The 12,861-nt window shown below is 73.7% G+C and carries 14 protein-coding genes; 8 read left to right on the plus strand and 6 right to left on the minus strand.

All coding sequences use genetic code 11. The annotated features are described in order from the left end of the window. Positions 1-77 precede the first annotated feature (77 nt). The 5 genes from ACFVQ3_RS15740 to ACFVQ3_RS15760 all read left to right on the plus strand — a co-directional run bounded on the left by ACFVQ3_RS15740 (position 78) and on the right by ACFVQ3_RS15760 (position 4,403). Positions 78-1,424 carry a sensor histidine kinase gene (locus ACFVQ3_RS15740; RefSeq protein WP_387640900.1) on the plus strand — a complete coding sequence of 449 codons (1,347 nt, stop codon included), beginning with the start codon at positions 78-80 and terminating at the stop codon, positions 1,422-1,424. After that, positions 1,421-2,026: a response regulator gene (locus ACFVQ3_RS15745; RefSeq protein ID WP_387640903.1), complete on the plus strand. Its 606-nt coding sequence runs from the start codon at positions 1,421-1,423 to the stop codon at positions 2,024-2,026. The genes ACFVQ3_RS15740 and ACFVQ3_RS15745 overlap by 4 nt, the downstream gene beginning before the upstream one ends. Positions 2,027-2,214: 188 nt before the next feature. Continuing rightward, positions 2,215-2,880: a lysophospholipid acyltransferase family protein gene (locus ACFVQ3_RS15750; protein WP_387640906.1), complete on the plus strand. Its 666-nt coding sequence runs from the start codon at positions 2,215-2,217 to the stop codon at positions 2,878-2,880. Beyond that, a complete protein-coding gene (locus ACFVQ3_RS15755) occupies positions 2,877-3,902 on the plus strand; it encodes an NAD(P)H-dependent glycerol-3-phosphate dehydrogenase (RefSeq protein ID WP_387640908.1) in 1,026 nt (341 codons plus the stop codon). Before ACFVQ3_RS15750 ends, ACFVQ3_RS15755 begins: the two co-directional genes overlap by 4 nt. A gap of 93 nt (positions 3,903-3,995) precedes the next feature. Further along, positions 3,996-4,403, plus strand: a complete 408-nt coding sequence (locus ACFVQ3_RS15760; RefSeq protein WP_387640910.1) for a DUF6191 domain-containing protein — start codon at positions 3,996-3,998, stop codon at positions 4,401-4,403. On the opposite strand, the gene ACFVQ3_RS15765 is transcribed toward ACFVQ3_RS15760, so the two are convergent. Then, positions 4,400-5,560, minus strand: coding sequence for a trans-sulfuration enzyme family protein (locus tag ACFVQ3_RS15765; RefSeq protein ID WP_387640913.1), 1,161 nt, complete (start codon positions 5,558-5,560; stop codon positions 4,400-4,402). The genes ACFVQ3_RS15760 and ACFVQ3_RS15765 overlap by 4 nt on opposite strands. 148 nt (positions 5,561-5,708) lie before the next feature. Next, positions 5,709-6,881 (minus strand): acyl-CoA dehydrogenase family protein, encoded by a 1,173-nt coding sequence (locus ACFVQ3_RS15770; protein ID WP_387640915.1) that lies wholly within the window; start codon positions 6,879-6,881, stop codon positions 5,709-5,711. 95 nt (positions 6,882-6,976) lie between these two features. Between ACFVQ3_RS15770 and ACFVQ3_RS15775 the strand changes: the two genes are divergently transcribed. Continuing rightward, on the plus strand, positions 6,977-8,116 hold the full coding sequence (locus ACFVQ3_RS15775) for a D-alanine--D-alanine ligase family protein (RefSeq protein WP_387640917.1): 1,140 nt from the start codon (positions 6,977-6,979) through the stop codon (positions 8,114-8,116). A gap of 75 nt (positions 8,117-8,191) precedes the next feature. Here ACFVQ3_RS15775 and ACFVQ3_RS15780 read toward each other — a convergent pair whose 3' ends face one another. Next, positions 8,192-8,683: a DUF3515 domain-containing protein gene (locus ACFVQ3_RS15780; RefSeq protein WP_387640920.1), complete on the minus strand. Its 492-nt coding sequence runs from the start codon at positions 8,681-8,683 to the stop codon at positions 8,192-8,194. 53 nt (positions 8,684-8,736) lie between these two features. On the opposite strand from ACFVQ3_RS15780, the gene ACFVQ3_RS15785 reads away from it, so the two are divergent. Next, on the plus strand, positions 8,737-9,810 hold the full coding sequence (locus tag ACFVQ3_RS15785; protein WP_387640922.1) for a thiamine-phosphate kinase: 1,074 nt from the start codon (positions 8,737-8,739) through the stop codon (positions 9,808-9,810). A 72-nt stretch (positions 9,811-9,882) separates the two neighbouring features. Here the strand turns inward: ACFVQ3_RS15785 and ACFVQ3_RS15790 are convergent, their stop codons facing one another. Together ACFVQ3_RS15790 and ACFVQ3_RS15795 are read right to left on the minus strand one after the other, a co-directional pair. Continuing rightward, on the minus strand, positions 9,883-10,401 hold the full coding sequence (locus ACFVQ3_RS15790; protein ID WP_387640924.1) for a GNAT family N-acetyltransferase: 519 nt from the start codon (positions 10,399-10,401) through the stop codon (positions 9,883-9,885). 148 nt (positions 10,402-10,549) lie between these two features. Further along, positions 10,550-11,587 (minus strand): NAD(P)/FAD-dependent oxidoreductase, encoded by a 1,038-nt coding sequence (locus tag ACFVQ3_RS15795; protein WP_387640927.1) that lies wholly within the window; start codon positions 11,585-11,587, stop codon positions 10,550-10,552. An 80-nt stretch (positions 11,588-11,667) separates the two neighbouring features. Here ACFVQ3_RS15795 and ACFVQ3_RS15800 point away from each other — a divergent pair, with 80 nt between their 5' ends. Next, positions 11,668-12,273, plus strand: coding sequence for a helix-turn-helix domain-containing protein (locus tag ACFVQ3_RS15800; protein WP_387640930.1), 606 nt, complete (start codon positions 11,668-11,670; stop codon positions 12,271-12,273). Between the two features lie 156 nt (positions 12,274-12,429). Here ACFVQ3_RS15800 and rpmB read toward each other — a convergent pair whose 3' ends face one another. Continuing rightward, complete coding sequence (gene rpmB / locus ACFVQ3_RS15805; RefSeq protein ID WP_030150850.1) at positions 12,430-12,621, minus strand: 50S ribosomal protein L28; 192 nt, start codon at positions 12,619-12,621, stop codon at positions 12,430-12,432. Between the last annotated feature and the right edge of the window lie 240 nt (positions 12,622-12,861).

A 12,861-nucleotide genomic window follows, 5' to 3' on the forward strand; every position in this document is an offset into this window, starting at 1 on the left:
CGGTCGTTCCCCGCCCGGGAACGACCGCGACCCCGTCCTCGGCACCGTGGGCTCCGGCGCATGAAAGGGTGGTCCCCGTGAGCTGGAACCCCCTCGTCGGCGCGTGGTCGCGCCGCTCCAACCCCGAACGGTTCGACACCTACACGCGCTGGTCGCTGTACGTGGTGGCGACGTTCGAGCTCTACGTGGTGCTCTGGATCGTCGGGGAGAGACCGACGGGGCACCCCGCGCTGCTCGCCCCGCTGATCGGGCTGAGCCTCGCGCACACCGCGTCCTGCATCGTCGTGATCCGCTACGGGATCACCCGGTTCCTCGGGGGTCCGCCGCCGCCCCGCTGGGCGCTCGGCAGCCTGGGGGCCCTGGCGGTCGCGACGAGCGTCGTCGGTGTCGCGGCCTACCCCGTGGGGGACGGGTCGATCTTCCTGGGCAACACACCGGTCCTGGTCGTGACCGCGACCGCCGGCTTCTCGGTCGCCGCCTGCGCGCCGCTCCTGACCTTCCGGTGGTTGGCGCTCGGGGCGCTCGGCGTCGCGGCGGCCTCGGGGCTCGTCGCCTGGCTCGTCGCCCCGGTCCGCGACGAGACGGCCGCGGGCATGGCGGTCGGCCAGGGCGTCGCCGTCGCGATCATGTGCGTCGGCGTGTTCGCGTCCTACCGCGTGTCGGTCTGGATGCTGGGGATCGTGTGGGAGCAGGAGCGCAACCGCGTCCTGCACGCCCGCCTGGCCGTCGCCGAGGAGCGGCTGCGGTTCTCGCGCGACCTGCACGACGTGTTCGGCCGCACGCTCTCGGTCGTGGCCGTCAAGAGCGAGCTGGCGGCCGAGCTCGCGACGCGCGGTCGCCCGGGAGCCGCCGAGCAGATGCTCGAGGTGCGCCAGATCGCGCAGGACTCGCTGCGCGAGGTGCGGGCCGTGGTCGCCGGGTACCGGGCGACGGACCTGCCGGCCGAGCTCAGCGGGGCCCGCTCGGTCCTGCGGTCTGCCGACATCGAGACCACTATCGAGTCCTGCGGCGACGATCACGAGGCCGCCCTGCCCCTGGCCACGCAGGAGGCGCTCGCGTGGGTCGTGCGCGAGGCCGTGACGAACGTGGTCCGGCACTCGGACGCCGCGCGGTGCGAGATCACGCTGCGCGTCGACCGCGGCGAGGCGGTGCTCACCGTCACGAACGACGGCGTCCCCGACCTCGACCGCACCACGACCAGCCCGGGGAGCCCCAGCGGCTCCGGCCTGATCGGCCTGGGCGAGCGGCTCGCCGAGACCGGTGGTCGCCTCGAGACCCATCTCGCCCCTCCCGTGTTCCGGCTCACGGCCAGCGTCCCGCTCCCGGGCCCCGGCATGGGTAGCCTCGTCCCGCGCATGCCGCGCGGCCCCCGGGGTCGCGGGTCGGCCGCCCCCAGCCCCGCCGAGGAAGGCACCACCGCGTGATCCGCATCCTGCTCGCCGACGACGAGAACCTCATCCGTGACGCCCTCGCGACCCTGCTCTCGCTCGAGGACGACCTCGACGTCGTCGTCCAGGCCGCGTCCGGGACCGAGGCGCTCGCGGCCGCACGCAAGCACACCCCCGACGTCGCGGTGCTCGACCTCCAGATGCCCGGCCTCGACGGGATCGAGGTCGCCCGGGCGCTGGCGGACGAGGTGCCGGGGTGCCGGGCCGTCATCGTCACGAGCCACGGTCGGCCCGGGTACCTCAAGCGGGCGCTCGAGGCAGGCGTCGGGGCGTTCCTGCCCAAGACCGTCTCGTCGCGCGTCCTCGCGGACGTCGTGCGCCAGGTCCACGCCGGGGGGCGCTACGTCGACCCCGAGCTCGCGGCCGAGGCCATCGCGGCAGGCGCGAGCCCCCTGACGCCCCGTGAGGCCGACGTACTGGAGCTCGCCGCCGGGGGAGCCCCCGTCGAGGAGATCGCGACCCGCGCGTCGCTCGCCCCGGGCACGGTGCGCAACTACCTGTCCTCGGCCGCCGCGAAGCTCGGCGCGACCAACCGGCACGAGGCCGTCCACCTGGCGCGCCGCCACGGCTGGATCTGAGCCGTCGTGGCGGTGGCGCCGGACGCTGCCGACGTGGTCCTCTGCCGGGCGTCGTGCGTGCGCACCCAGGGCGTGCGGCGCCGTCGGGCCCGACGACGGCACGCGGCCCGGTAGGCTCGGTGACCGTGCCGAAAGCTCATCCTGACAGCCGCGCGTACCGCTTCGTCGCGCTCATCGTGCGACCACTCATGTTCACGATCACCCGCCGTGACTGGCGGGGCGAGGAGAACATCCCTGCCACGGGCGGGTTCATCGCTGCGGGCAACCACATGTCGAACATCGACCCGCTGACGTTCGCCCACTTCCTGTACGACAACGGTCGGGCGCCCAAGATCCTCGCCAAGGCGTCGCTGTGGAAGGTCCCGCTCCTCGGTGGTCTCCTGAACCGCACGGGCATGATCCCCGTCCAGCGCAACACCGTGGGCGCCGCGTCGTCGGTCAGCGTGGCCGTCGACCAGCTCGCGCTGGGCGAGTGCGTCGCGGTCTTCCCCGAGGGCACGCTCACCCGCGACCCCGACCTGTGGCCCATGGTCGGCAAGACCGGCGCCGCACGCCTCGCCCTCGCGAGCCGCATGCCCGTGGTGCCCATCGCGCAGTGGGGCATGCAGGACCTCCTGCCCCGCTACAGCAAGCGCTTCCGGCCGTTCCCGCCCAAGAACGTCGCCGTGCACGCGGGGCCGCCGGTCGACCTGTCGGACCTCTACGAGCGTCCCGTCGACACCGCGACCCTGCGCGAGGCCACCGACCGCATCATGGACGCCATCACGGGTCTCCTCGAGGACATCCGCGGCGAGAAGGCCCCCGCCGAGCGCTTCGACGTCCGCAAGAACCCCGGCTCGGAGGAGCGCAAGTGAGCGACCAGCAGATCATCGCGACCGTCCTGGGGTCGGGGGCCTGGGGCACGACGTTCGCCGCCGTCCTGGCCGACGCCGGCTGCGAGGTCCGCCTCTGGGGCCGCAACGCCGACGTCGCGGCCGACATCGGCTCGACCCGCCGCAACTCCGCGTACCTGCCCGGCATCGACCTGCCCGCAGGGCTCACGGCCACGACCGACGCGGCCGAGGCCCTCGCCGGGGCGCAGCTCGTCGTGGTCGCGATCCCGTCGCAGAGCGCCCGGGCGACGCTCGCGCCGCTGCGTGAGCACCTCGCGGAGGGCGTCGTCGCGGTCTCGCTCATGAAGGGCGTCGAGCTCAGCACCGACCGCCGGATGAGCGAGGTCGTCGCCGAGGTGTGGGACCTGCCGCTCGACCGGGTCGCGGTCGTGTCCGGACCGAACCTCGCACGCGAGATCGCCGAGCACCAGCCGACCGCGACCGTCGTCTCGGCCACGAACGAGGAGACCGCGCGCTTCGTCGCGGCCGCCTGCTCGTCGTCGTACTTCCGCCCGTACACGAACTCCGACGTCGTGGGCGTCGAGCTCTGCGGGGCCGTGAAGAACGTCATCGCGCTCGCCGTGGGCATCGCCCAGGGCCGAGGGTTCGGGTACAACACGACGGCCACCGTCATCACGCGCGGGCTCGTCGAGATCACCCGGCTCGGGCTCGCGCTCGGAGCCGACGCCGAGACGTTCTCCGGGCTCGCCGGCATGGGCGACCTGGTCGCGACCTGCACGTCCCCCCTGTCGCGCAACCACACGCTCGGCAAGCACATCGGCCGCGGCATGAGCCTCGACGAGGCCGTCGCTGCGACCGGGGGCACCGCGGAGGGCGTCAAGTCCTGCCGGTCGGTGCTCGAGCTCGCGCAGAAGGTGGGCGTCGACATGCCCATCACGGCCGGCGTCGTCGCCGTCCTGCACGAGGGCATGCCCGTCGACGACATGGCGCGCGGGCTGCTCGCGCGGCCCCAGAAGTCCGAGGGCGTGACGTCGGGGCGCTGAGCCGACCACGCAGCCGCCGCCTCCGGCGCCGACGAGCGATCCTCCCTCGCACGAGGGGCGACAGCGTGAGCCCGTCGGCCCTACGGTGGCTGCATGCCATGGATCAGCAGTGCGGGCGGGCCGCTCTTCTTCGTCGTCGTGCTCGTGATCGTCGCGGTCGTCGCGATCGAGCGCATGGTGAGCGGGCGCTCCCGGGACCGGCGGACCGGGGACGGGCGAGGGGCGGGTGAGAGCGCCGGAGCCGGTGCGTTCGGGGAGCTCGTCGACGTCTTCCAGCCGAGCAGGGTCCACCTGACCGAGGAGAAGGAGCGTCAGCGGCTCGACATCGCGCAGGCGCCGTCCACCGCGCCCCCGATCGACGTGGACCTCGAGTCGGGCGTCGTCGTCTTCAGCGCGGACGCGTACGAGCCACGTCCCGCTGGGTCGGAGGGGACCGAGCCGCGGACCACCGAACCGCAGGGGACCGAGCCGCGGACCGTCGCGCCGCCTGTCGGCCGCTAGCCGCGGACCGCCGCGCGCAGGGCCTGGTCGAGGTCCGCCCACAGGTCCTCGACGTCCTCGATGCCGACGCTCAGGCGCAGCAGGTCCTCGGGGACCGTGTGCGACTCGGTCGCGAACCGGCGTCGCCGCTCGAGGCTCGACTCGACGCCTCCGAGGCTCGTCGCGGGGACCCAGAGCTCGACGGCCTCGACGAGCGCGTCGGCGGCCTCGCGGCCGCCCTGGGGGCGCAGCCCGAGGATCGCGCCGAAGCCGGTCATGGTGCGGGCCGCGCGCTCGTGACCAGGATCGGTCGGCAGGCTCGGGTGGTGGACCTCCTCGACGAGCGGGTGCACCGCGAGGCGCCGGGCGATCTCGGCGGCGTTCGCCTGGGAGCGCTCGACGCGCAGAGCGAGGGTGCGCAGCCCGCGCAGCGCGAGCCACACCTCCCACGGCCCGGCGATCGCGCCGTGCAGGGTCCGGTACGCGCGCACCGTCGCGGCCACGCCCGGGTCGTTCGTCACGACGGCCCCGAGCACGACGTCGGAGTGTCCCGCGAGGTACTTCGTGACCGAGTGCACGACGACGTCCGCGCCCAGGGTGAGGGGCTGCTGCCCGAGCGGGGTCGCGAAGGTGTTGTCGACCGCCGTGAGCACGCCCTGGTCGCGCGCCGCGGCCAGGAGCACGGGGAGGTCGGCGACCTCGAGCATGGGGTTGGTCGGTGACTCGACCAGGAGCAGGTCCGCGCCGACGATCGCGGCGAGCACCTGGTCGGTGTCGGCGACGTCGACCCGGACGACCTCGACCCCGTGGCGGGCCGCGAGGTCGTCCGCGAACCCCAGAGTGACCTGGTAAGCGTGCCGGGGCAGGACGACCTTGCCGCCCGCCGGGACGAACGAGAAGACCGCCGCGATCGCGGCCATGCCGCTGCTGAACACGATGCCGGGCTCCGTGGCGCCCTCCAGGGTGGCCAGGGCTTCCTCGAACGGGTGCCACGTCTCGGTGTCCATGCGGGTGTAGAGGAGCTCGCCCGGCTGCTGCACGCCGCGCGACACGTACGTCGAGGACAGGACCACGGGCGGGTTGACCGGCCCGCCCTGCTCGCGCGGCGGGCGCCCGGCAGCGACCGCGATCGTGGCGGGGGACAGCGGGGAGCGGTGGACGGTGGGCTCGGTCGTCATGGGGGTGAGATTACGCCTGGCCGCAGGGTGGGTGCCGCGGGCAACCGCAGGGGGAGACGGGGGGTGGTGCGTCGAGTGTGCAGTTCTGGTTGTCGCCAGCCGTGCCGGGACGACCCGAACTGCACACTCGACGCGACCTCAGCCTCCGTCAGTCCTCGACCGGCCCGAGCAGCGCGCTCGCGAACGTCGAGTGCGCGGACTCGTCGTCGGACGGGTGGAAGATCCCGGCGAGCACGTCGCGGTAGAGCCTCCCGAGCTCGGAGGACGCGAAGTACGACGACCCACCGGACACCCGGATCGCCTGGTCGACGACGACGCGCGCGGTCTCGGTGGCCCGCACCTTGAGGCCCGCGACGGCCGTGAACCAGCCCGCACCCCGGTCCACGAGGGCGTCGATCTCTCCCGCGATCTGGTCGATCTGCGGGTAGATCCCGTCCATCGCGATGCCTGCGTCGGCGACCCGCCAGCGGATGTCGGGGTCCTGGGAGAGCGGCCTGCCGCCGTTCTTCATCGAGGTCCGCCGGTGCGCGTTCTCGACCGCGAGCTCGAGCGCCCGCTTGCCGATGCCCGTGTACACCGACGCGAGGAGGACCTCGAACGTCGTGAAGATCGCGAGCACGAGCGGGTCGGTCGAGGGCCCGGGGGCCAGGCGACGCACGACCCGGTCGGCCGGGGCGTGCGCGCCCACGAGCAGGGTCGTGCGGCTCTGGCTCGCGCGCATGCCGACCGTGTCCCAGTCGTCGAGCACGTCGACCCCGCCGCCCTCGCGCGTCACGAACGCGTGCACGAGGCGCGGGTCGCCCTCGAGCGAGGGGCCGTCGTCGGTGGCCGTCTCGATCCCGAGCACCCCCAGCCGCGTCCAGGCGGGAGACAGGGACGTGAAGATCTTCCGGCCGTGGAACGAGTACCCGCCCTCACCGTCGGGACGGGCCTGCGTCCTTGACCCGAACAGCACCAGGTCGTTGCCCGGCTCGGAGTAGCCGAACGCGAAGACCTCGCCGCGCGCGGCCTCCTCCAGGACGAAGTCGAGCGAGTGGTCCCCGCGCTCGTACAGGTAGCGGGCGACGCCGGTCCACACGTGGTGCATGTTCACGGCGAGCGCCGTCGCGGGCGCGGCGCCCGCGAGGCGGATCTGCTCGTGCGCGACGTCGCGCAGGCCCAGACCCGGACCACCCATCGCGGCGGGCACGAACGCCGTGAGGTAGCCGGCCGCGGTCAGCTCCTCGAGGTCCTCGGTGAAGAACGTGTTCTCCCGGTCGTAGGTCGCGGCGCGCGAGCGGATGCGGTCGAGCAGGTCGTCGGTCAGCAGCGGAGAGGTCATGCCCCCGTTCTACCACCGCTCCTCCACCTCCCGGGCACCCTGCCCGCGTGCTCCTGTTCACGCTGTCGAGCGCGGTTCCGGTAGGGTCGTCGGCGATGTCCAGCCAGCCAGAACCCAGTGCTCCCGCGCGCAAGACGCGCGTCCTCATCCTCTTCGGCGGACGCTCCGGCGAGCACGTCATCTCGTGCGCCACCGCGGGTGGCGTGATGCGCGCGATCGACCGCGAGCGCTACGAGGTCATCCCCGTCGGGATCACCAAGGCCGGGCAGTGGGTCCTCGCGGCCGACGAGCCCGAGCGCTGGGAGATCACGCCCGGCAACCTGCCGGAGGTCACGGCGACGGGCGGCGAGGTGCTGCTGCCGCTCGCGGTGGGTCAGCGCGAGCTCCGGGTCCTGGAGCCGGGCCAGTTCCCGCGCGAGCTGGGCGAGGTCGACGTCGTCTTCCCGCTGCTCCACGGTCCCTTCGGCGAGGACGGCACGCTCCAAGGCCTGCTCGAGCTCGCCGACGTCCCCTACGTGGGTCCAGGCGTGCTCGCGTCGGCCGTGGGCATGGACAAGCAGTTCATGAAGCTCGTGCTCGCGGGCCAGGGGCTGCCCATCGCGCCGTACACGGTCATCCGTCCGGGGGAGTGGGACCGCAACCCGGCCGCCTGGACCGAGACCGTCGCGGGCCTGGGCCTGCCCGTGTTCGTCAAGCCGGCCCGTGCGGGGTCGAGCCTCGGGATCACCAAGGTCGACGACCTCGCGGACCTGCCCGCGGCGATCGCGGAGGCCCGCCGCCACGACCCCAAGGTCCTGGTCGAGGCCGGGGTCGTGGGGCGCGAGATCGAGTGCGCGGTCCTCGGCGGTCGTGAGGGCGAGCGCCCGCGGGCGTCGCTGCCCGGCGAGATCGTCGTGACCGACGCGCACCACGGCTTCTACGACTTCGAGGCCAAGTACCTCGACGAGGCGGGCGTCGAGCTGAGCTGCCCGGCCGACCTTCCGCCGCACCTCGTCGACGAGGTCCGCGACGTCGCGGTCCGCACGTTCGAGGCCGTGGGCGCCGAGGGGCTCTCGCGCGTCGACGTCTTCGTGACGACCGACGGTCAGGTCATCGTCAACGAGATCAACACGATGCCGGGCTTCACGCCGTTCTCGATGTACCCCCGTATGTGGGAGAAGTCCGGGATCACGTACCCGGAGCTGATCGACGAGCTCATCCAGCTCGCGCTCCAGCGCCCGACCGGGCTGCGCTAGGTCAGACCGGCGTGCGCTGGGCGCGGTCCCGTCCGGGCGCCGCGCCCGGCACGGCGCCCGGACGGGCCGCGGGACTCACAGGCAGTAGCGCGTCTGCTCGACCTTGGACACCGCCCGGTTGAGGTCCGAGACGAACGACGAGGTGCGGCTCGTGCTGACGGCCGGGGGGAGCTGGACCTCGACCGCGGGGTCGCGGCCGTACGTCACGAACGTCCAGGTGTCCTTGCCGTCGTCGGTGACGATCCAGTCGACGCTGCCTGCGTTGCTCGGCACGCCCATGCACCCGGCCGTGGTGGGCTCGGGCGGGGTGACGCCGCAGCGCAGCGTCACGGCTGCTCCGGGCTCGCCCCAGGCGGCGGTCGCCTGGCTGTCGGTCTTGATCTTGGGGAGGCCGGCGAGCTCGTCGGGGACCGCGAGGACGACCTCGGCGCACTTCGGGTTCGCGGCGTCGTCGGCGACCGGGACGCCGATGGTCGGTGCGCAGGCGCCGAGGCCCGCGGTGACGGCGACCAGCAGGATCCCGGCGAGCGTCCGGCGTCGGGCAGGGGTACGGGGGGCGTTCAGCACCCTCCAACGGTAGCTGCTCCGGCGGGCGTGCCGGTCCCGCGTAAGGTGGCGCCGTGACCGATCCGAACGAGAACCCGACCCTGGTGCGCGAGACCTCGGAGGAGGAGCTGCTCGCGGCGATCTTCCCGCTCCTGCCGACGGGCGAGGCGACGCTCGTCGGGCCGGGCGACGACTCGGCGGTGGTCAGCGCGCCCGACGGGCGGTTCGTCGTCTCGACGGACGTCCTGGTCGAGCGCCGCCACTTCCGCGCGGAGTGGTCCACGGGGTACGACGTCGGGTGGCGAGCCGCGATGCAGAACCTGGCCGACGTCGCGGCGATGGGGGCGCGGCCCACGTCGCTCGTGGTCTCGCTCGTGGTCCCGGGGCACCTGCCGGTCGAGTGGGTCACGGGCCTCGCACGCGGCCTCGCCGCGGCGTGCGCGCCGAGCGGCGCGGCCGTCGTCGGGGGAGACCTGTCGAGCGGTGACGACGTGGTCGTCGCGGTCACCGTCCACGGGGACCTGGGCGGGCGGGCGCCGGTCCTGCGGTCGGGTGCCCAGGTGTCCGACGTCGTCGCGCACGCCGGGCGCAGGGGCTGGTCCGCCGCGGGGCTCGCCCTGCTCGATCAGGACCTGGGGGACGTGGACCGCGAGCTGGTCGACGCGTACCTGCGGCCCGAGCCGCCCCTCGCCGCGGGGCCTGCGGCGGCCGACGCAGGAGCGACCTCGATGCTCGACCTGTCCGACGGGCTGCTGCGGGACGCGGGCCGTGTCGCCCGCGCGAGCGGTGTCGGGATCGACCTGGGCCTCGACGCGTTCGCGGCGGACCTCGACCGGCTCGCTCGTGCGGCGTCCGCCGTGAGCTCGGTGACGGGGCGACGTCCGGCCGGGGAGTGGCCGTCGGCCGCGGAGGACGTCGCAGGGTCGGGGGACCGGGCCGCGCTGGCTCGCGACTGGGTCCTGACGGGCGGCGAGGACCACGGGCTGCTCGCGACCTTCCCGGTGGGGACGGTCCTCCCCGAACCCTTCCGGGCGGTCGGGCGGGTCGTGGCCGCGGGGCACCCCGGGCAGGACGCGCGTCCGGCGGTCACGGTCGACGGGGCCGCGCCCCGAGCGCACGGCGTCGGGTGGGACCACTTCCGGGGCTGAGGCCCTCGGACGACGGTCGAGGGGGCCACCCTCGCGGGTGACCCCCTCGACAGGAGGATGTGGGCGCCGGCGTCAGGACCTGCGGCGGTACCGCACCTGGGTCAGGTCACGGCCGCCGATGTCGTCGCGCCGCTCGACACCGTCCGGGGCGAACCCGTGGCGGCGGTAGAAGTGCTGGGCACGGTCGTTGTCCTTGAGCACCCACAGGGAGACGGGGGTGCGCGGGGGGACCTTGCCGAGCATGGTCCGCATCAGGTCGCGGGCCACCCCACGGCCCCAGGCCTCGGGGTCGAGGTAGATGGCGTAGATCTCGAGGTCGCCGTCGTCGGCGTCCTCGTCGCGGGCCGGCCCGATGCTGGCGAAGCCGAGGGCGCGCCCGTCGGCCTCGGCGAGCAGGATGTCCGCCCCCGAGCTCGTGAGGTTCGTGGTCCAGGCGGACTCCCGCTGGTCGTGGTCGAGCGAGGCCAGGTACTCGTCGGGGACGATCCCGGCGTAGGCCCCACGCCAGGAGGCGATGTGCACCTGAGCGATCGACGCCGCGTCCTGCGGTGTCGCCGTGCGGATCGTTACCTCGTTGAGTTCCGTCACCATGACCAAATCCTGCCACTTCCGTGGAGATTCGCCAACCCTTTTTGTCCAGATCTTCAGCAAATCTCCCCAAGGGGATGTGTTGTCGGCTTCGACGAGGGGGAGCGGGCCGTCGGCGTCGCCCCTCGCGGCCCGTCGTCCACCGATCCTCTCAGCCTTTGTCGGCGGACGCCTGCCGGGTGTCGGCAGGGTGCCCCGCGACCGCTCGTCGGACGTCGTCGGCGATCAGCCCACCGTTGATCGCGGCGGCGACCTGGACGCCGGCGGCGGCCGCGCCGACGACCTGCGCCATCAGGTTCGTGACGTTGCCCGCGACGTGGACCCCGGGCAGCGCGGTCGCCCCCGTCGGGTCGGCGGGCACGTACGTCCCGACCACCGTGCCGTCGACGACCTGCTCCGCGGTCTCGATCCCCAACGACTCCAGGACCGCGGACCGGGCGGTGAAGCGGGGCGCGACGACGAGCGCGGCGCACGGCACCACGTCGCCGGACTCGAGGCGCACACCGACCAGCCCACCGTCCTGGACGTCGAGCGACTCGACCACACCGTCGACCAGCGTGATGCCCCGCGCGTCGAGCGCGGCGAGGGTCGTCGCGTCGGGCGAGGGCGACCCGTGGAGGAAGAGCGTCACGTCGTCGGTCCACTGGCGCCACATCTGGGCCTGGTGCAGCGCCATCGGGCTCGTGGCGAGGATGCCCACGGCCTGGTCGCGCACCTCCCAGCCGTGGCAGTACGGGCAGTGCAGGACGTCCTTGCCCCAGCGCTCGGCGACCCCGGGGACCGCGGGCAGCTCGTCGACGAGGCCCGTGGTGACGAGCAGCCGGCGGGCGCGCAGGTCCCGGCCGTCCGTGAGCCGGACCTCGAACGTGCCGTCCGCCAGCCGGGCGGCGGTCTCGACCGTGCCCTGCGTGACGCGTCCGCCGTACGCCGTGACCTCGCCGCGTCCGGCGGCCAGGAGGCCCGCGGGTTCCTCGCCGTCGCGCGACAGGTAGCCGTGCATGTGCGCGGCCGGGGCGTTGCGGGGGCGCCCCGCGTCGACCACGAGCACGCTGCGTCGGGCGCGGGCGAGCGTCAGGGCTCCGCTCAGCCCTGCGGCGCCACCCCCGACGACGATCACGTCGTGGACGCCGGACGTGCTGTCGGTGTGCGTGATCTCACCCGTGGCGGGTGTCGTGCTCGTGCGGGTCATGGGGACCACCTCCTCGACGAGCATCGGTGCGTGGAGTCGAAGGTGGCAATTCCTGTTGCCGGAGTGGCAAACTCGGGTGCATGGACGCACCAGAGGACGACCCGTTCGCAGCAGCCCTCGAGGCCGTCGGCCCCCGGTTGCGCGCGCTGCGCCGGCAGCGGCAGCTGACCCTCGTCGAGCTCTCCGACCGCACGGGCATCTCCGTGAGCACCCTGTCCCGCCTGGAGTCGGGCGGGCGTCGCCCCACGCTCGAGCTCCTGCTGCCGCTCGCCCGCGAGCACGAGGTCCCGCTCGACGAGCTCGTCGGCGCCCCGCCCACGGGGGACCCGCGCATCCACGCGCGGCCGGTCAAGCGGGGCGACTCGACGATCCTCCCGCTGTCCCGCCGGCCCGGCGGGGTCCAGGCCTACAAGCAGGTCCTGCACGGACGGGCCTCGGACGTCCTGCCGGAGACCAAGGTGCACGAGGGCTACGAGTGGCTCTACGTGCTGGGCGGGCGGCTGCGGCTCCTGCTCGGCGAGCACGACCTGGTGCTGGGCGAGGGCGAGGCCGCCGAGTTCGACACGCGCACCCCGCACGCCGTCCTCAACGCCGACGAGCACCCGGTCGAGCTGCTCGTCCTGCACGGCCCCCAGGGCGAGCGGGCGCACTTCCGGGCCAGGCCCCGGCAGCGTCGCGCCGACTGACGCGGCCGTCGCCCTCGACGACCCCGCGCACCGCGGCCCCCGCCCGCAGGGGAGCGCCGCCGTCGGGCACGGGAGTTCGCCCGGGGATGCTCCCCGGGAACGCGAAAGCCCGCCAGGACGAGTCCTGACGGGCTTTCGGCGAACGAGCGGGAAGGCTCAGACGTGACGGACGACCTTGCCGGCCTTCAGGCACGAGGTGCACACGTTGAGACGCTTCGGGGTACCCGAGACGATCGCACGGACGCGCTGGATGTTCGGGTTCCAGCGACGCTTCGTACGGATGTGCGAGTGCGAGATGCTGTGCCCGAAGCTCGGGCCCTTGCCGCAGACTTCGCAGTTGGCAGCCACGATTTCTCCTGATCGTCGTGCACGCCTCCGCGAAAGGACAGCGGCGACGTAGTGAATGGTCTGTGGGGTGAACGCTCCGAACCAGCACGCAGGCCGGGGAACGTCCGTGGTCGCCCGGATCTGTCCGGGCAACCTCCATAGGGTAGCCGATGGCCGCCCTCCACCCCAAACCGACCCGAGAGCGTGCATGGTGCAGCGCGCGGGGCGGACTACGGTGGTCCGGTAAGTATCGCAGGCTCT

It is taken from the genome of Oerskovia sp. NPDC057915, assembly GCF_042887685.1.
GTDB lineage: Bacteria > Actinomycetota > Actinomycetes > Actinomycetales > Cellulomonadaceae > Oerskovia.

Excerpts from the sequence above, each read along its gene's own strand:
- ACFVQ3_RS15765 (WP_387640913.1), bottom strand. The coding sequence starts at position 5,560 with ATGACGACCGAGCCCACCGTCCACCGCTCCCCGCTGTCCCCCGCCACG.
- ACFVQ3_RS15790 (WP_387640924.1), bottom strand. The coding sequence starts at position 10,401 with ATGGTGACGGAACTCAACGAGGTAACGATCCGCACGGCGACACCGCAG.
- ACFVQ3_RS15795 (WP_387640927.1), bottom strand. The coding sequence starts at position 11,587 with ATGACCCGCACGAGCACGACACCCGCCACGGGTGAGATCACGCACACC.
- ACFVQ3_RS15800 (WP_387640930.1), top strand. The coding sequence starts at position 11,668 with ATGGACGCACCAGAGGACGACCCGTTCGCAGCAGCCCTCGAGGCCGTC.
- ACFVQ3_RS15750 (WP_387640906.1), top strand. The coding sequence starts at position 2,215 with ATGTTCACGATCACCCGCCGTGACTGGCGGGGCGAGGAGAACATCCCT.
- ACFVQ3_RS15770 (WP_387640915.1), bottom strand. The coding sequence starts at position 6,881 with ATGACCTCTCCGCTGCTGACCGACGACCTGCTCGACCGCATCCGCTCG.
- ACFVQ3_RS15760 (WP_387640910.1), top strand. The coding sequence starts at position 3,996 with ATGCCATGGATCAGCAGTGCGGGCGGGCCGCTCTTCTTCGTCGTCGTG.
- ACFVQ3_RS15775 (WP_387640917.1), top strand. The coding sequence starts at position 6,977 with ATGTCCAGCCAGCCAGAACCCAGTGCTCCCGCGCGCAAGACGCGCGTC.